Source organism: Rhodococcus aetherivorans (genome assembly GCF_025722975.1).
GTDB lineage: Bacteria > Actinomycetota > Actinomycetes > Mycobacteriales > Mycobacteriaceae > Rhodococcus > Rhodococcus aetherivorans.
Genome location: NZ_CP106982.1, coordinates 4,116,659 through 4,133,601, shown reverse-complemented (window position 1 = coordinate 4,133,601; position 16,943 = coordinate 4,116,659). Strand labels below are relative to the sequence as shown.

The 16,943-nt window shown below is 71.8% G+C and carries 20 protein-coding genes; 12 read left to right on the top strand and 8 right to left on the bottom strand.

Going from position 1 to position 16,943, the window contains the following annotated elements; all coding sequences use genetic code 11:
• The first annotated feature begins 184 nt into the window (after nt 1-184).
• Complete coding sequence (gene glgP, locus OCS65_RS18685; protein WP_029542962.1) at nt 185-2,764, top strand: alpha-glucan family phosphorylase; 2,580 nt, start codon at nt 185-187, stop codon at nt 2,762-2,764.
• Here glgP and OCS65_RS18680 read toward each other — a convergent pair whose 3' ends face one another.
• Nucleotides 2,765-3,340, bottom strand: a complete 576-nt coding sequence (locus OCS65_RS18680) for a TetR/AcrR family transcriptional regulator (RefSeq protein ID WP_231771714.1) — start codon at nt 3,338-3,340, stop codon at nt 2,765-2,767.
• A gap of 93 nt (nt 3,341-3,433) precedes the next feature.
• Here OCS65_RS18680 and OCS65_RS18675 point away from each other — a divergent pair, with 93 nt between their 5' ends.
• The 3 genes from OCS65_RS18675 to OCS65_RS18665 all read left to right on the top strand — a co-directional run bounded on the left by OCS65_RS18675 (nt 3,434) and on the right by OCS65_RS18665 (nt 5,445).
• The gene (locus OCS65_RS18675) at nt 3,434-4,318 is read left to right on the top strand and encodes an alpha/beta fold hydrolase (RefSeq protein WP_029542964.1); all 885 of its coding nucleotides are present in this window, start codon (nt 3,434-3,436) and stop codon (nt 4,316-4,318) included.
• 39 nt (nt 4,319-4,357) lie between these two features.
• Nucleotides 4,358-4,864, top strand: coding sequence for an HPP family protein (locus OCS65_RS18670; RefSeq protein WP_006938378.1), 507 nt, complete (start codon nt 4,358-4,360; stop codon nt 4,862-4,864).
• Nucleotides 4,865-4,980: 116 nt separating this feature from the next.
• On the top strand, nt 4,981-5,445 hold the full coding sequence (locus tag OCS65_RS18665; protein WP_029542966.1) for an ATP-binding protein: 465 nt from the start codon (nt 4,981-4,983) through the stop codon (nt 5,443-5,445).
• A gap of 204 nt (nt 5,446-5,649) precedes the next feature.
• Here the strand turns inward: OCS65_RS18665 and OCS65_RS18660 are convergent, their stop codons facing one another.
• Together OCS65_RS18660 and OCS65_RS18655 are read right to left on the bottom strand one after the other, a co-directional pair.
• A complete protein-coding gene (locus OCS65_RS18660) occupies nt 5,650-5,847 on the bottom strand; it encodes a hypothetical protein (RefSeq protein ID WP_050035020.1) in 198 nt (65 codons plus the stop codon).
• A gap of 55 nt (nt 5,848-5,902) precedes the next feature.
• The gene (locus OCS65_RS18655) at nt 5,903-6,097 is read right to left on the bottom strand and encodes a hypothetical protein (RefSeq protein ID WP_206530813.1); all 195 of its coding nucleotides are present in this window, start codon (nt 6,095-6,097) and stop codon (nt 5,903-5,905) included.
• A gap of 277 nt (nt 6,098-6,374) precedes the next feature.
• Here OCS65_RS18655 and OCS65_RS18650 point away from each other — a divergent pair, with 277 nt between their 5' ends.
• Nucleotides 6,375-7,076 carry a GAF and ANTAR domain-containing protein gene (locus tag OCS65_RS18650; RefSeq protein WP_029542970.1) on the top strand — a complete coding sequence of 234 codons (702 nt, stop codon included), beginning with the start codon at nt 6,375-6,377 and terminating at the stop codon, nt 7,074-7,076.
• 28 nt (nt 7,077-7,104) lie between these two features.
• Here OCS65_RS18650 and OCS65_RS18645 read toward each other — a convergent pair whose 3' ends face one another.
• From OCS65_RS18645 to OCS65_RS18630, 4 genes are all read right to left on the bottom strand, one after another.
• Nucleotides 7,105-7,308 (bottom strand): cold-shock protein, encoded by a 204-nt coding sequence (locus OCS65_RS18645; RefSeq protein WP_029542972.1) that lies wholly within the window; start codon nt 7,306-7,308, stop codon nt 7,105-7,107.
• Between the two features lie 128 nt (nt 7,309-7,436).
• A complete protein-coding gene (locus OCS65_RS18640) occupies nt 7,437-9,467 on the bottom strand; it encodes an ATP-dependent DNA helicase (protein ID WP_231771713.1) in 2,031 nt (676 codons plus the stop codon).
• Nucleotides 9,468-9,492: 25 nt separating this feature from the next.
• On the bottom strand, nt 9,493-10,071 hold the full coding sequence (locus OCS65_RS18635; protein ID WP_029542976.1) for an isochorismatase family protein: 579 nt from the start codon (nt 10,069-10,071) through the stop codon (nt 9,493-9,495).
• A 5-nt stretch (nt 10,072-10,076) separates the two neighbouring features.
• A complete protein-coding gene (locus tag OCS65_RS18630; protein ID WP_050035022.1) occupies nt 10,077-11,402 on the bottom strand; it encodes a nicotinate phosphoribosyltransferase in 1,326 nt (441 codons plus the stop codon).
• A gap of 68 nt (nt 11,403-11,470) precedes the next feature.
• On the opposite strand from OCS65_RS18630, the gene clpS reads away from it, so the two are divergent.
• The 3 genes from clpS to OCS65_RS18615 are packed head-to-tail and all read left to right on the top strand — an operon-like array spanning nt 11,471 to nt 13,591.
• Entirely contained in the window at nt 11,471-11,854 is a 384-nt protein-coding gene (gene clpS / locus OCS65_RS18625) for an ATP-dependent Clp protease adapter ClpS (protein ID WP_029542980.1), read from the top strand.
• Nucleotides 11,855-11,909: 55 nt separating this feature from the next.
• Nucleotides 11,910-12,488, top strand: a complete 579-nt coding sequence (gene aosR, locus OCS65_RS18620; protein WP_006937528.1) for an oxidative stress transcriptional regulator AosR — start codon at nt 11,910-11,912, stop codon at nt 12,486-12,488.
• A complete protein-coding gene (locus OCS65_RS18615; protein ID WP_185712665.1) occupies nt 12,485-13,591 on the top strand; it encodes a P1 family peptidase in 1,107 nt (368 codons plus the stop codon). The genes aosR and OCS65_RS18615 overlap by 4 nt, the downstream gene beginning before the upstream one ends.
• A gap of 16 nt (nt 13,592-13,607) precedes the next feature.
• Here OCS65_RS18615 and OCS65_RS18610 read toward each other — a convergent pair whose 3' ends face one another.
• Complete coding sequence (locus OCS65_RS18610) at nt 13,608-13,760, bottom strand: hypothetical protein (RefSeq protein WP_006937532.1); 153 nt, start codon at nt 13,758-13,760, stop codon at nt 13,608-13,610.
• A 168-nt stretch (nt 13,761-13,928) separates the two neighbouring features.
• Here OCS65_RS18610 and OCS65_RS18605 point away from each other — a divergent pair, with 168 nt between their 5' ends.
• The 4 genes from OCS65_RS18605 (at nt 13,929) to rdgB (ending at nt 16,859) form a co-directional block, all read left to right on the top strand.
• Complete coding sequence (locus tag OCS65_RS18605; RefSeq protein ID WP_231771712.1) at nt 13,929-14,552, top strand: rhomboid family intramembrane serine protease; 624 nt, start codon at nt 13,929-13,931, stop codon at nt 14,550-14,552.
• 124 nt (nt 14,553-14,676) lie between these two features.
• Entirely contained in the window at nt 14,677-15,438 is a 762-nt protein-coding gene (locus OCS65_RS18600; protein ID WP_043799009.1) for a cyclic nucleotide-degrading phosphodiesterase, read from the top strand.
• Between the two features lie 13 nt (nt 15,439-15,451).
• On the top strand, nt 15,452-16,240 hold the full coding sequence (gene rph, locus OCS65_RS18595; RefSeq protein ID WP_006937538.1) for a ribonuclease PH: 789 nt from the start codon (nt 15,452-15,454) through the stop codon (nt 16,238-16,240).
• A 10-nt stretch (nt 16,241-16,250) separates the two neighbouring features.
• Entirely contained in the window at nt 16,251-16,859 is a 609-nt protein-coding gene (gene rdgB / locus OCS65_RS18590) for an RdgB/HAM1 family non-canonical purine NTP pyrophosphatase (RefSeq protein ID WP_231772922.1), read from the top strand.
• Nucleotides 16,860-16,943: the final 84 nt, after the last annotated feature.

Here is a 16,943-nt window from a genome sequence, read left to right as displayed (position 1 = left end):
CGTAATGTCGTCGACGCCCCGCAATAGCTGTTACCCGGGGTCGACGCGCCGGAACGAGCGAGCCCCGCGGCGCCGTGTGCCGCGGGGCTCGCGCGTCCGCTCGCGGGGAACGTGGCCCGGCCGCCGGACGGCCGCCGCATTTGCCGGTCTTCCCGGCCGGCCGAATGTCGGTAGTCTTCCCGGGGTGAGAGCCTTGCGTCGGTTCACCGTACGAGCCCACCTTCCCCAGCGGCTGGCCGGACTGGGCCCGCTCGCCGTCAACCTGCGCTGGTCGTGGCACACGCCCACGCAGGACCTGTTCGCCTCGATCGACTCCGCGCTGTGGCGTCGCGTCGAGCACGACCCGGTGCGGATGCTCGGCGAGGTGCCGCCGGCCCGTCTCGACGCGCTCGCCGCCGACGAGGAGTTCCTCGCGCGGCTCGACGCCGAGTCGGCCGACCTCGACGACTACCTCGCGAGGCCGCGCTGGTACCAGCACCAGCAGCAGGAGGGCACCGGGCTGCCGTCCGGCATCGCCTACTTCTCCATGGAGTTCGGCGTTTCCGAGGTTCTGCCGAACTACTCCGGCGGACTCGGCATCCTGGCCGGCGATCACCTCAAGGCGGCCTCGGACCTCGGCCTGCCGCTCATCGGTGTCGGCCTGCTCTACCGCTCCGGCTACTTCCGTCAGTCCCTGACCGCCGACGGATGGCAGAGCGAGCACTACCCGAACTACGACCCGCAGGGCCTGCCGCTGCGGCTGCTGACCGAGGCCGACGGCACCCCTGCCCTGATCCAGGTCGCCATGCCCGGCAATCGCACCCTCACCGCCCGGGTGTGGATCGCCCAGGTGGGCCGCGTCCCGTTGCTGCTGCTCGACTCGGACATCGCCGAGAACGACGAGGAACTGCGCGGGGTCACCGACCGCCTCTACGGCGGCGACCAGGACCATCGCATCAAGCAGGAGATCCTGGCCGGGGTCGGCGGGGTGCGCGCCGTCCGCGCCTACACCCGGATCGCGGGACTGCGCGATCCCGAGGTGTTCCACATGAACGAGGGACACGCCGGGTTCCTGGGCGCCGAACGCATCCGCGAACTGGTCACGGGCGCCGGTCTGGACTTCGACGAGGCGCTCGCCGCCGTGCGCGCCGGCACCGTCTTCACCACCCACACCCCGGTTCCCGCGGGCATCGACCGGTTCCCGGCGGAACTCGTCCGGCACTACTTCTCCGGACCGAACGGCGAGAACGAGTCGGCGCTGCTGCCCGGCCTGGGGGTGGACCGCGTCCTTTCCCTCGGCCGGGAATCGGACCCCCGTGTGTTCAACATGGCCCACCTGGGTCTGCGGCTCGGCCAGCGCAGCAACGGCGTGTCGAAGCTGCACGGCCGGGTCAGCCGCGAGATGTTCGTGGGCCTGTGGCCCGGCTTCGACGCCGGCGAGGTGCCGATCGGGTCGGTCACCAACGGCGTGCACGCCCATACCTGGGCCGCCCGCGAGTGGCTCGAGTTCGCCAACCGTCTCGCCGGTCCCGACCGGGTCGAGGAGGCCCAGGGCTGGGAACTGCTGCAGACGGTCGAACCGCGCGAGCTGTGGGCCACCCGCAACACGTTGCGTGCGCAGCTGGTGGAGGAGATCCGTCGGCGGCTGCGCCGGTCCTGGCTCCAGCGCGGCGCCACCGAGGCCGAACTCGGCTGGGTGGACGGGGTCTTCGATCCGCACGTGCTCACCGTCGGCTTCGCCCGCCGGGTGCCGACCTACAAGCGGCTCACCCTGATGCTGCGCGACCCGGAACGACTGCGGGCCCTGCTGCTCGACGAGGAGCGCCCCGTGCAGCTGGTCGTCGCCGGCAAGAGCCACCCGGCCGACGACGGCGGCAAGGCACTGATCCAGCAGGTGGTGCGGTTCGCCGATGCCGCCGACGTGCGGCACCGCATCGTTTTCCTGCCGGACTACGACATGTCCATGGCCCGGTACCTCTACTGGGGCTGCGACGTGTGGCTGAACAACCCGCTGCGCCCGCTCGAGGCGTGCGGCACCTCCGGGATGAAGTCGGCCCTCAACGGCGGGCTCAACCTCTCCATCCGCGACGGCTGGTGGGACGAGATGTACGACGGCGAGAACGGCTGGGCCATCCCCACCGCCGACGGTGTGATCGACGAACACCGCCGCGACGACCTCGAGGCCAGCGCCCTGTACGAGCTGCTCGAGCGCTCGGTCCTGCCGCGGTTCTACGACCGGGACGGCAGCGGTGTGCCCACCCGCTGGATCGAGATGGTGCGGCACACGCTCCAGAACCTCGGTCCGAAGGTGCTCGCCTCCCGCATGGTCCGGGACTACACCGTGCAGTACTACGCGCCGGCGGCCGCGGCCGCGCGCGAGGCGGTCGCCGACGGGTTCGCCGGAGCGCGCGAGCTCGCCCACTACCGGCGTCGCGTCGAGGCGGCATGGCCGGCCGTGCGGGTGGCCCAGGTCGACAGCGCCGGACTGCCGGACATCCCGGAGATCGGCTCCAAACTGGCCCTGACCGCCCACGTGTACCTCGACGGTCTCCGGGTGACCGACGTGGTCGTTCAGGCCGTCGTCGGCCGGGTCGGGGTCGACGACACCCTGTCCGACGTGGTGACGGTGCCGATGCGGCACACCGGCACGAACCCGCTGGGCGAGGTCTTCGAGGTCGAGGTCGCGCTGCCGATGGCCGGGTCGGTCGGCTACACGGTGCGGGTGCTGCCGCACCACGAGCTGCTCGCGTCGGACGCCGAACTCGGCAAGGTCGTGCTCGCCTAGCTAGCTCTCCGCGCCGGGCCCGCGGCCGCTCGCGTCGAGCAGGACGCGCGCGGCGTCGCGGGCCTGCCGCGCGACGGCGGGAGAACCGGAGATCGCCGCCGTCGCCATCGCCCCGTTGGCCAGGATCGCCAGCTGGTCGCCCAGTGCCGGGGGGCTGCCCGCGTCCGCCACGAGTCCGCGCAGGTAGCGCCGGAACGCGTCCTTGTGCGTGCGGGCGATCTCGGCGACGTCACCGGAGATTCCGCCGAGTTCGCCGAACGTGTTGATGAAGGTGCAGCCGCGGAAGTCGCTGCAGGCGAACCATTCCTCGAGAAAGTCGAACACCGTGAGAACCCGCTCGCGCGGATCGGTGCGGGCATCGACATACCGGCGCAGATCCGTCAGCACGGTGTGATCGCGCCGGGTCAGAACGGCCTCCACGAGCCGGTCCTTGGCGGGGTAGAGCTGATAGAGCCGCTTGAGCGACACCCCGGAGCGGGCCCGGATCGTGTCCATTCCGACGGCCTGGATGCCGTGCTCGTTGAACAGTTCCTCGGCGGCGTCGAGCAGCCGGGTCTGCGCGGTGTCCGCGTCCATCGGGCCCCTCCCTCTTGCATCGAGAACCATCGTTCTCTACGCTACACCACGTACCGGAGAACGCTCGTTCTCCGACCGATCCGAGGAGGACTCATGTCCGCTTCCGTTGTCCGCCACCGCACCGAGACCATCGACGGGCTCGACGTTTCCTACCGCGAGGCCGGGGACCCGGGTGCGCCGGCTCTCGTTCTGCTGCACGGCTTCCCGTCCAGCTCGCACATGTTCCGCCACCTGCTCGGCGAGCTCGCCGACCAGTACCACCTCGTCGCCCCCGACCACATCGGCTTCGGGCGATCGGCGATGCCCGCCGTCGACGAGTTCGACTACAGCTTCGACCGTCTCGCGCAGATCACCGATGCGCTGCTCGACCGGATCGGGCTGACGCGCTTCGCCCTCTACCTCCACGACTACGGCGCCCCGATCGGCCTGCGGATCGCGGCCGGGAACCCCGAGCGCGTCACCGCGCTGATCACCCAGAGCGGCAACGCCTACCGCGAAGGGTTCACCCCGTTCTGGGAGGTCCTCTTCGCCCACGCACAGGACCGCGCCGCCCACGAATCCACCGTCCGTGCCCTCCTCGAGCCCGAGGCGACCCGGTGGCAGTACGTCCACGGTGTCCCCGAGGACCGGCTCGACCGGATCGCCCCGGAAGCCTGGCTGCTCGACCAACTGGGCCTCGATCGGCCCGGCAACAAGGAGATCCAGCTCCAGTTGTTCTGGGACTACCAGTTCAACCTCGACGCGTACCCGGCATTCCAGGAGTACTTCCGCGCCTGGCGGCCGCCGACCCTGGTGGCGTGGGGCCGCGGCGACGAGATCTTCGGTCCCGCCGGTGCGGAAGCATTCGCCCGCGACCTCCCCGACGCGGAGATTCACCTGCTCGACGCAGGCCACTTCGCCCTCGAGACCCACGGGCCGGAGATCGCGGACCTCGTCCGTGGATTCCTGGGCCGCACTCTGAACCCGGCCGCACTCTGAGCCCGGCCGCACACTCCGAGACCGAAGGAGAGTAATCGGATGCCACCGCTTCTCGGTGATGCACCGGACGGGTCCCGCCGTGCCCTGGCCGCCGCCCTCGCCCCGGGGGCCGTCGCGCTCGGCGCGGCCGGCGCGCTCGCCGCCCTCGAGAACCTCGCCCACTGGGCGGTGTTCGGGTTGCCGTACGTCGCGTCCGCAGCCCTCATCGCCCTCGCACCCGGCACCCCGGCCGCCCGGCCCGGAGCGATCGTGCGGGCCTACCCTGCGGCCGCGGCCGCGGCGCTCGTCGTCGCGGCCGTCGCCGGTCCGTCGCAGGCCGGCGCCGCCGTCGCAGCGGGACTTGCGGTCGTCGCCATGGCGCTGCTGCGGGCGCCGCATGTGCCCGCCGCAGTGTGTGCCGGGGCGATCGGGCTCACGGACCCGGGGATCGGCTACGTGGGAACCACGCTGGTGCCGGCGCTCCTCGTCGTCCTCGGCGTCGCGACCGTCGCCGGGCGGGTGCTGCCCGGATTCGTCTATCCGGCGCGGGTCGCCCGTGCCGGCTGACCGGGACGGTCGCCCGTCGCTGTGCGCACGCCCTCGCTTCGAGGTATAGGACCGCGGGGCGGTGGGTATACACCCGATGCGTCCGACCGAGGACGCATCGGAAATCGAGGAGGAGGATGCACTCGCGACACGCCTCTCAGGCGTTCACATCGACCGGGTTGTTCTACCGCGGGGTCCGCGCCGAGCCGAGCCAGGTGACGATGCTCCGGCAGGCCCTGGACCGGTGGCTGGACCGCCTCCACCTCGAGGTCGAACTCGGGCAGGATGTGCTGCTGGCCAGCTACGAAGCGCTGGCCAATGCCGTCGAGCACGCGTATCCCGACGGGTACGGGGATCGTGTCGGCGCGGTCGACCTGGAGGCCGTCTATCGACCGGGGGAACGTTCCGTCGAAGTGATCGTCACCGATCACGGCCGCTGGCGCACCCCGGAGGATCCGTCCGGCGACAGCTGCCGTGGCCACGGGCTCGCGCTGATCCGGACCCTGACGTCCCACACGGATGTCGTCACCGTCCCCGACGGCACCTCGGTCTCGATGAAGTGGGACGTCTCGACCTCGCCCGCGCTCGTCGCGGCGCCGTGACCCGGTAGTGACGCATCAGCCGTGAACCGGCAGTGACACATCAGCCGTGACCCGGCAGTGACACATCAGCCGTGACCCGGCAGTGACACATCAGCCGTGACCCGGCAGTGACGGACCACCGGCTTCCGGAAGCGCCCCCCTGCGGCGCTGTCCGGAAGCCGGTGGTCCGGTCGGAGACCACCGACGCCGGGAGAACGTCGGTGGTCAGCTCCTGCGGCCGCGCCGGCTCGACGCCCATCCGGGGCGCCGGGGCGAGGCCGCGGTGGCCCTGCGATCGTCGCCGGTCACAGTGTTCCCGTGGTCGTCCGCGAACATCGCGTCGATACGAGCCTTGATCTCGGCCGTGCTCATCGCCGAACCCGGGACGGTGCTCGGGTCGGCGACGTGATTGAGGTGGTTCATCGGTTCCTTGCTCGGGTGGGCCCGGGCGGGCCGTCGGAGTCGGGAGTGGGCGAGGTCAGGAGCGGATCATCACCGCTGCGACCGCGACCGTCGCCACCGTGAGAAGGGCGGCCAGCACGCCGAGGGTGAGGGATCGGCTGATCGCGACGGCCAGCCCGCACGAGAGGGTGCCGGCACCGACGATGATGGACGGTACCGAGAGCAGCGGCGAGTTGTCGCTGTGGGGAGCCGGATGGGCGAGGTGAGCCATGGGTGTTCCTTCTTCGCGGATCGTGTCCGGGAGGTACACCTGCTCGGAGCGACGGGCAACCGGGCCTCGAGCGGTGTTCTCCCGAAAACCTGTCCACACGATTCGTGGAGAGTGAGAGAGGAGCACCGGGGGTCGGGGCGGCTCCGATTCGGGCGTCGCCGGGATCTGGGGCGGACGCTCTGTGTACCAGGATATGTGATGTGACGCGTGCGACGCCACCCAAGAACTGTGATGTGTGTCACTATCGAGGGTGTTGCCGACCGGAGGGGGCGCGCCGGTGTTCGACCAGGACGAGTTCATGGCGGTGCTGTCGCGGTTCGCGCGCCTGCTGCCCACCCCCTACGACGTCGGCGCAGCGCTCGACGAGCTCGTCGATGGCGTGACCGCCGTTCTGGGTCTCCTCGGGTGCGGCGTGAGCCTGCAGTGCGAGGGCCGGCTGCAGTTCGTCACCGCGGCCGCCGAGGTGGTGGGGGAGATGGAACGCTGCCAGGAGGAGGCCGGGGTGGGGCCGTGCCAGTACGCGTTCGATCGTGGCGAGCCCATCGCGGTCGCCGACGTGCGGACACGATCAGACCTGTGGCCGGACTACGCCGAGAAGGCCCGCGAGCACGGGATCGCGGCGGTGGCCGGCATACCGATGCAGCTCGCGGACGAGAAGATCGGCGCTCTCGACCTGTACGCGTGCGAACCGCGCGAATGGGCGGATCGTGAGATCGCGGCGGCGCAGATCTTCGCAGACATGGCCACCGGCTACATCGTCAACTCCAACAAGCTGCGGCAGCACGAGCAGCTGAACGCGCAACTGCAGGCGGCGCTCGATTCGCGCATCGTCATCGAACAGGCGAAGGGCATCATCGCCCACGCCCGGAGCACCACCCCCGACGAGGCGTTCCGGCTCATCCGCGGCCACGCCCGCAGCAACCAGGCACCCGTGCGGTCGGTTGCCAAGGCGATCGTCGAGGTGGGCCTGCGGGTCTGATCACCGGGTGCCGCGGCGGCCGCGGTTCTCACACCGGTCGGACGTTCTCCGCCTGAGGTCCCTTCACACCCAGTCCGATCTCGAACTCGACGCGCTGACCCTCTGTCAGCGAGCGGAAGCCCGTCCCCGCGATCTCCGAGTAGTGGACGAAGATGTCGGGCCCGCCGCCCTCCTCCGCGATGAAGCCGAACCCCTTCTCCTCGTCGAACCACTTCACAACGCCCTGTGGCATATCCGAAAAGCCCCCTGTCCCTGCGACCCTCGACTCCGGCGCCTGCGCCGCCTTCGATGCTGCCGCGAAACGGCCGGAAATTCCGGGAAAGTCGTGAACGTTTCGGGATCGGACGCGTCGCGGCCCGGTCAGCCCCGCAGACGGACGAGCGCCTTGCGCACCACCCGCGGATCGGCTGTCTCCCAGAACGGGGGCAGCGACGCGCGCAGATACCCGCCGTACCGTGCGGTCGCCAGGCGGGGATCGAGCACCGCCACGACACCCCGATCGTCCGTGCTGCGCAACAACCGGCCCACGCCCTGCGCGAGCAGCAGCGCGGCGTGGGTGGCCGCCACCGACAGGAAGCCGTTGCCCCCGCGCGCCTCCACCGCCCGCTGCCGCGCCACCAGCAGCGGGTCGTCCGGTCGCGGGAACGGGATCCGGTCCAGGATCACCAGCGACAGCGACGGTCCCGGCACGTCCACGCCCTGCCACAGCGACAGGGTCCCGAACAACGACGTCGGTTCGTCGGCCGCGAACTTCTCCACCAGGGCGCCGGTCGCGTCCTCGCCCTGGCACAGGACCGGCGTGTCCAGGCGCTCCCGCATCGCCTCCGCCGCCGCCTTCGCGGCGCGCATCGACGAGAAGAGCCCGAGCGTGCGGCCGCCGGCGGCCTCGATCAGCTCCGCGATCTCGTCCAGGTACGCGGGGGAGAGCCCGTCGCGGCCGGGGGCCGGCAGGTGCTTGGCGACGTACAGGATGCCGGAGCGGGCGTGATCGAACGGCGATCCCACGTCCAGGGAATTCCACCGCAGGTCCCCGTCGTCCGACGGTGGTTCCGTCCCCGACGCCGCGCCGGTGTCGCTGCGGGCCGGCGACTGCGGCGGCAGCCCCCAGTTGACGGCGAGCGCGTCGAACGAGCCACCCACCGTCAACGTCGCCGAGGTCAGGACGACCGTCGACGCGGCGAACAGCCGGGACCGCAGCAGTCCGCCGACGGACAGCGGCGCCATCCGCACCGTGTGGCGGGTGTTGCCGCGGAACTCGTCGGCGGCGTGCCAGACGACGTCCCGGCGGGCAGCGGGATCCGTCTCCTCGAAGGCGGTCAGCACGCGAACCGCGCAGTCGTGCACCTCGTCGACGTCCGCCAGCGCCTGGTTGCGGGCCGCGGCGGCCTCGGCGTCGAGCCCCGCCTTGGGTGGTCCGATCGCCGTGCGCACGGCCCACGCCGCGTCGCGGATCGCGGCCAGCGCCGCGCCCGCGCCCTCGGGCAACTCGTCCCACCGCCCCGGCGGCAGCTCCTCGAGCAGCGCCTCCCAGTTCTCGGCGGCCCCCTCGAGTCGGTCGACGTCCTCGTCCTCGATCAGCTTCACGCAGCGCCGCGCCGCGGCCGAGACGGTGCCGCCGGACAGCTCCGCCGTCGCCACCCCGGTGACGCGGTCCACGAGTTCGTGCGCCTCGTCGACCACCACCACGTCGTGCTCGGGCAGGATCGAGATGCCGCTGATCGCGTCGATCGCCAGCAGCGCGTGGTTGGTGACGACCACGTCGACCTGCCCGGCCTCGGCGCGGGCGATCTCCGCGAAACAGTCCTCGCCGACCGGGCACCGCGACTTGCCCAGGCACTCGCGGGCGGTGACACTCACCTGACGCCACGCCTGATCCGACACGCCGGGGACGAGGTCGTCGCGGTCGCCGGTGCCGGTGGCCGACGACCACTCCGTGATCCGACGCACCTCCCGGCCGATCCGCGACAGGGCGAACGCGTCGAACAACTGGTCGTCCGCAGGCGGCTCCTCGGCCAGACCGGTGTGGATCTTGTTCAGGCACAGATAGTTCCCGCGGCCCTTGAGGATCGCGAAGCGGGGGCGCCGGCCCAGCGCCGACTCCAGCGCGCCGGCCAGCCGCGGCAGGTCCCGGTCCACCAGCTGACGCTGCAGCGCGATCGTCGCGGTGGAGACCACCACCGTCCGGCCCGTCTGCACCGCATACCGCACGGCCGGCACGAGGTAGGCCAGCGACTTGCCGGTGCCGGTACCGGCCTGGACCGCGAGGTGCTCGCCGGTGTCCAGCGAATGCGCCACCGCCGAGGCCATGGTCAGCTGGTTGCGCCGTTCCTTGCCGCCCAGCGCGTGCACCGCGGTGCGCAGCAGTTCCGGCACATTCGGGAGTTCGGGCACCGCGTCAGGGTACTGGGCACCACCGTCAGGTTCGCGGCCCGACCTGTCCGACCAGGTCCACACCCGCCTCCCGGAGCGCCGAGAGCGCCGACTCGACGGTCGCCTCGCTCACCCCGGCCGTGTACGGCAGCAGCACCCGCGTGTCGAACCCGGCGGCGGTGGCATCGAGCGCGGTCGCCCGCACGCAGTGATCGGTGGCGATACCCACGATGTCGACCGCGGTGACCCCGTGCCCGCGCAGCCACCCGTCGAGGGACTCGCCCGTGTCGTGGCTGCCCTCGAAGCCCGAGTACGCGGCCTCGAACGCCCCCTTGGAGAAGACCGCCTCCACGCGGGTGGTGTCGAGGGCCGGATGGAACTCGGCACCCTCGGTTCCCGCCCGGCAGTGCGGCGGCCACGAGTCCACGAAGTCCGGCTCCTCGGCGAAGTGCGCACCCGGATCGACGTGGTGATCCCGGGTGGCGACCACGTGCGCGTAGTCCTGCGCGTGTGCGGCCAGGTACCGGCTGATGTCCGCGGCGACCGCGGCGCCACCGGCCACGGCCAGCGACCCGCCCTCACAGAAGTCGTTCTGCACGTCGACGATGATCAGCGCCCGCGACAACGTCCTCACCTCACGAATCGGGTCGGCACCGCGGCCTCGCCCGCCGACAGGGTCAGGGCCTCCCACGGGAGACTGATCAGCCCGTGCGCGAGCAATGCCCGGCTCTCCTCCAGCGTAGGCCCGTCGCCGACCCGCTCGCCGTTGCAGACCAGCGGAACCATCAGCTCGTGCACCACCTCGCCGTCGCCCCCCGGTACGGGCGCGTCCGCCGGGTAGATCACCTCTTCCACCAGCGTGCCGGTCGGGCGGGCGAACCGCACGGCCCGCTTGGCGCCGCCCCGGGACTCCTTGTGCGCGCTGCGCTTCTCCACCGGGATGCCGTCGACCTCGACCAGCTTGTAGACCATCCCGGCCGTGGGCGCGCCCGAGCCGGTGACCAGCGACGTCCCGACGCCGTACACGTCGACCGGCTCGGCGCGCAGACCTGCGATCGAGTACTCGTCCAGGTCACCCGACAACACGATCTTCGTGTTCGTCGCCCCCAAGCCGTCGAGCTGCTCCCGCACCTGCCGGGCCAGCACGCCGAGATCGCCCGAGTCGATCCGCACGGCCCCGAGTCCGGTGCCGGCCACCTCGACGGCCGTGCGCACCCCGTTGGTGATGTCGTACGTGTCCACCAGCAGCGTGGTCCCCACCCCGAGCGTCTCGACCTGGCTCCGGAACGCCGCCGCCTCGTCGCGGCCCGCCCCGGTGGTGTGCACGAGCGTGAACGCGTGCGCCGCGGTACCCGTGCCCGGCACCCCGTACCGGCGCACCGCCTCGAGATTCGACGTCGCGTCGAAGCCCGAGAGGTATGCCGCCCGCGCACACGCGACCGCCGCCTCCTCGTGGGTCCGGCGCGACCCCATCTCGATCAGCGTGCGGCCGTCCGCGGCGCTGACCATCCGCGCCGCCGCCGACGCCACCGCGCTGTCGTGGTTGAGGATCGACAAAATCAGGGTCTCGAGCAGGACACACTCGGCGAACGTGCCGCGCACCGCCAGCACCGGCGAACCGGGGAAGTAGAAATCGCCCTCCCGGTAGCCCTCGATGTCGCCGGAGAACCGGTAGCCGCGCAGCCACTCCACGGTCGAGGCGTCGAGGAACCGTCCCGCCACGGCCAGTTCCTCCTCGCCGAAGTGGAACGTCTCCAGCGCATCGATCAGCCGGCCGGTCCCACCGACCACGCCGTACCGGCGCCCGGGCGGCAGACGCCTCGCGAACACCTCGAACGTGCAAGGGCGGGAACCGGTGCCGTCCGCGAGCGCGGCCTCGAGCATCGTCAGCTCGTAGACGTCCGTGAACAGGGCGGTGCTCGCCGTCGCGGTGCGCGGCAGAAGGGAATCGGGCACCCGATCACTGTAGAGCGCGGGCCGGGATGCGGCTGTATTGCCGGGCGCCGACGCCGTACCCTGGAGACATGGCGACGTGTTCCCCGACAAGCCCGTTCGGCACCGCCCCCCCGGAGCCGTCCGACGCAGTCACCGTGGCCTCGTTTCCCGCCGTCACCATGGCGGCAGGGCAGGCAATGCCGGCGGAAGCCGAAACCGTCGAGGAGATCGAAGCAGTCGACCGGCCCTGGGTCACCGTCGTGTGGGACGACCCGGTCAACCTCATGCACTACGTCGCGTACATATTCCAGAAGCTGTTCGGGTACAGCAAGGCCAAGGCCACCGAGCTGATGCTCAAGGTGCACAACGAAGGCAAGGCGGTCGTCTCGAGCGGCTCGCGTGACAAGATGGAACACGACGTGCAACGCCTGCACGCCGCCGGGCTGTGGGCGACGATGCAGCGGGCCGAGTGATCGGCCGCCCGCTCGCCGACCATCCCGACCGCGAAGCCAGGAGGAGCCGACCGACGTGCGGCAGTGGAGCAGGAAGAACTCGCTCGGAGGCGTGAAGCTGCGATCCGAGATGGACGCACACGAGGCGTCGGTGCTGCGCTCGCTCGTCGCATCCGTACTCGGCATGCTCGAGGAACGCGCCGCCGGCGCCCCGCAGGACGACCTCGCCGCCCTCACCGGCCTGCGCACCGGCAACTGCACCCCGCCGGACGTCCCCGCCCTGCAACGGCTGCTGCCCGACTTCCACCGGCCCGACGCCGACGCCACCGTCCATCCCGACGACGAATCCGCCGACCTCAACGGTGCCCTGCGCAGCCTGCACGAACCCGACATCATCGACGCCAAGCTCGCCGCCGGAGCCGTCATCCTGCGCACCGTCCCCGAATCCGGCGGCAAGGTGGTGCTCAGCCCGGAACAGGCCGATGCCTGGCTGTACGGGCTCAACGACCTCCGGCTGGCCCTCGGCACCACCCTCGGCATCGACGACGACACCCCCGAGACACTCGACGAAGACGACCCGCGGGCCCCGCACCTCGACGTCTACCACTGGCTGACCTGGATGCAGGACTCCCTCGTCCAGGCGCTGCTGCCGTGACGGCCACGCCCGGACCCACCGACTCGCTCACCGACGTCGCCGGCCTGCGCGTGGGGCACTGGCAGGCCCTCGACGCCGACGTCACCCTCGGCTCCGACCACGCCTTCGGCACCGGGCGGGCCACCGGATGCACCGTCGTCGTGCCCGACCGTGCCGTCACCGCCGCCGTCGACGTCCGCGGCGGCGGGCCCGGCACCCGCGAAACCGACCTGCTCGACCCCAGCCACTCCGTCCAGCGCGTCGACGCGGTGCTCCTCACCGGAGGCAGCGCCTACGGGCTCGCCGCCGCCGACGGCGTGATGCGGTGGCTCGAGGAACAGGGCCGCGGCATTCCGATGGGGCCGCCGGGGGCCGTGGTGCCCATCGTGCCGGGCGCGGTCGTCTTCGACCTGCCCGTGGGGGAGTGGACCGCCCGGCCCACCGCCGACAGCGGATACCGGGCCGCCGCGGCCGCCGGCACGACCGTCGCCCGTGGCACCGTCGGCGCCGGAGTCGGCGCACGCGCCGGCACCCTCAAGGGCGGCATCGGCACCGCGAGCCTGTTCCTGACCGAGGGCCCCGCCGCCGGCGTCACCGTCGCAGCCCTCGTCGTCGCCAACCCCGTCGGAGCCGTGTTCGACCCCGAGACCGGCCTGCCCTGGGGCCTCGGCCCCGCCCGGGCCGCCCGGCTCGGGCTCGTCGCGCCCACCGCAACCGACCTCGCCGCCGCCAACGCCCTCGCATCCAAGGGCACCGCCCTCAACACCACCATCGGCGTCGTCGCCACCGACGCCGACCTGACCGCCGCGGCCTGCCGCCGTGTCGCCGTCGCCGGGCACGACGGCCTCGCCCGGGCCGTCCGCCCCGCCCACTCGCCCCTCGACGGCGACACACTCTTCGCCCTGGCCACCGGCACCGCGACGCCCCCCGGCGCGAGCCGACCGATCCCGGAGGCCTTCGCGCCCGAACTGCCCGTGCTGGCCGCCGTGTGCGAGGCGGCCGCCGAGGTCGTCCAGCGCGCCGTCGTCGACGCGGTGCTGCAGGCCACCGCGGTCGCGGGTATCCCCGCCTATCGTGACGTGTTCCCCTCCGCCTTCACGGCCGGGATTCCCACGTCGCGCTGAGGGCCGCGCTGAGGGCTCAGCCCGACGTGCCCTCCGACACGCGCTTCATCTGGTCGCCGCAGCAGATCTCCGAATGCGGCATCCCCTCGGTGCAGGGGCACGGCTTCTCGTAGACGATCTGCGCGCCGCACTTCTCGCAGGCGTAGCGATCTCCGACGTTTCTCGGCACGACTGCCTCCCGGGTCCGACGGTGCCTCTCACAGTAGCCACCGGGCCGCCGGTCGACAGGGCTTTCACGGCGAAGCCCGACCGTCGCCGCGCACGTGTCGAGCGGTGCGCACGTCGGTAGGCTCGAAAGCCAGGAACACAGCACAGGACACACGCGAAGGGCGAGCGCATGACCGTACCCGACGGTTCCCGTCCCGGGCCCCGGCCCGTCTGGCAGCGCGCGGCGCTCCTGATCGCCGGATTCGTCGCCCTGCTCTACGGCGTCGAAGCCGTCGACGCCGCCGCGCCCGCCGACCTCGACTCCGCCGGTATCGAACCGAGAACCGCCGACGGGCTGTGGGGCGTGGCGTTCGCACCCGTGCTCCACGCCGACTGGGCGCACCTGAGCGCCAACACCATTCCGCTGCTCGTGCTCGGCTTCCTCGTGCTCGTCTCCGGCATCGGCCGCGGTCTGGCCGCCACCGCGATCATCTGGGTGGTCGGCGGGCTCGGCACCTGGCTCACCGCCGGGTCCGGCTTCGTGCACATCGGCGCGTCGATCCTCGTCTTCGGGTGGCTCACCTACCTGATCACACGCGGCATCTTCACCCGGCAGTCGAGCCAGATCGTCATCGGGGTGATCGTGCTGTTCGTCTACGGCAGCATCCTGTGGGGCGTGCTGCCCAGCGATCCGCGCGTCTCCTGGCAGGGGCACCTCTTCGGCGCCGGGGGCGGCGTCCTGGCCGCCTGGCTGCTCTCCGCCGACGAGCGTCGCCGCCGCCCGCCGGCCGTGCCCACCTCCTCGTTCGGGTGAGACGCACCCCCGCGCAACAACTGACCGATCGGTAGGCTCACAGCGTCGCCGCAACTGTGACATCTCTCGATCAAAACCTGCGTTGGCTTCGTCGCAGCCACAGGGACGTGGCAGCATGACCCCCATGCGCATGACCGTCCTGGGGTGTTCCGGCAGCGTGGCCGGGCCGGATTCCGCCGCGTCGGGCTACCTGATCACCGCCCCGGGCACCCCGCCCCTGGTGATCGACTTCGGTCCCGGCGTCCTCGGGGCCCTCCAGCGCTACGCCGACCCCGGCGAGGTCTCGCTGCTGCTCTCGCACCTGCACGCCGACCACTGCCTCGACATCCCCGGCCTGCTCGTCTGGCGGCGCTATTCCCCGAACCGCCCCACCGGACGGACCCTCGTCTACGGCCCCTCGGACACCAGCGTGCGCATCGGCGCCGCCTCCGCCGAGATCGCCGGCGAGATGGACGACGTCAGCGACACCCTCGACGTGCGCCCCCTCGCCGACGGCGAAGCCTTCCGCTTCGGCGCGCTCACCATCCACCCCGGCCGGGTCAACCACCCGCCCGAGGCCTACGGATTCCGCATCACCAGCGACTCCGGGCGCACCGTTGTCTACACCGGCGACACCGGCATGTGCGACGAGGTCGTCGAGCTCGCGCGCGGCGCCGACGTCCTGCTGTCCGAGGCCTCGTGGACCCACGCACCCGACGACCGCCCCGACGGCATCCACCTCTCCGGCGCCGAGGCCGGCATGCTCGCCGCTCGCGCCGAGGTGGGCGAGTTGCTGCTCACCCACATCCCGCCGTGGACCTCGCGCGAGGACGTCATCGCCGAAGCCAAGGAGCAGTACTCCGGGCCCGTCCACGCGGTGTCCGCCGGGGACGTCTACCCCATCTAATAGGCTCGTCCGGGTGACCACACGAGAAGACGGCAGAGCGGACGACGAACTCCGCCCCATCCGGATCACCCGAGGATTCACCAACCACCCCGCGGGCTCGGTGCTCGTTGAATTCGGCCAGACCCGCGTCATGTGCACCGCCAGCGTCGAAGAGGGCGTGCCGCGCTGGCGCAAGGGCTCCGGTCTCGGCTGGCTCACCGCCGAATACGCGATGCTCCCCGCCGCCACCCACACCCGCAGCGGACGCGAATCCGTCAAGGGCAAGCTCGGCGGCCGCACCCAGGAGATCAGCCGCCTTGTCGGCCGCGCCCTGCGCGCCTGCATCGACCTCGCCGCCATCGGCGAGAACACCATCGCCATCGACTGCGACGTCCTGCAGGCCGACGGCGGCACCCGCACCGCCGCCATCACCGGCGCCTACGTGGCCCTCGTCGACGCCGTCGCGTGGCTGAGCGCGGCGGGCCGGCTCACCGACCCGCAGCCGATCTCGTGCGCCATCGCGGCCGTGAGCGTCGGAGTCGTCGACGGCCGCGTCCGCCTCGACCTGCCCTACGAGGAGGACGTGCGCGCCGAGGTCGACATGAACGTCATCGCCACCGACACCGGCACCCTCGTCGAGGTCCAGGGGACCGGCGAAGGTGCGACGTTCGCCCGGTCCACCCTCGACAAGATGCTCGACTCCGCGCTCGCCGGCATCGCCGAACTGTGCGAGATCCAGAAGCAGGCGCTCGACGCCCCCTACCCGGGCACGCTGCCGCAGCCCGTGACCCCCGAGCGGACCAGGAAGAAGTTCGGTGTCTGACAGGGTGCAGGTGCTCGTGGCGAGCCGGAACGCGAAGAAGTTGCGCGAACTGCGGCGCGTCCTCGACGCCGCCGGGATCGAGGGGATCGACCTCGTCGGACTCGACGCCGTGCCGCCCTACGACGAGGCGCCCGAGACCGGCGCGACGTTCGAGGAGAACGCGGCCGCCAAGGCGCGCGACGGCGCGGCGGCGACCGGAATGCCGTGCGTCGCAGATGATTCCGGACTCGAGGTCGATGCCCTCAATGCGATGCCCGGGGTGCTCTCCGCCCGGTGGTCGGGGCGGCACGGCAACGACCACGCCAACACCGAACTGCTGCTCGGGCAGCTGCAGGACGTTCCCGACGAGCGCCGCGGCGCGGCATTCGTCTCTGCCTGTGCCCTCGCCGTTCCCGGTGACGACGGCGAGATCGCGGTGCACGTCGTGCGCGGTGAGTGGCGCGGCGCCATCGTCCACAGCCCGCGCGGCGCCAACGGTTTCGGCTACGACCCGGTGTTCCGGCCCGAGGGGGAGGAGCGCACCGCCGCCGAGCTCAGCGCCGAGGAGAAGGACGCCTCGTCGCACCGCGGGCGCGCACTGGCACGATTGGTGCCCGATCTCGCAGCGCTCGCCCGCTGACGCCCGCCGCCGCGGCGCGAAGCCTGCGCTCCCACGCGAAACAAGAAGCCGCCCACGCAATCGCGTGGGCGGCTTGCTGTTTCG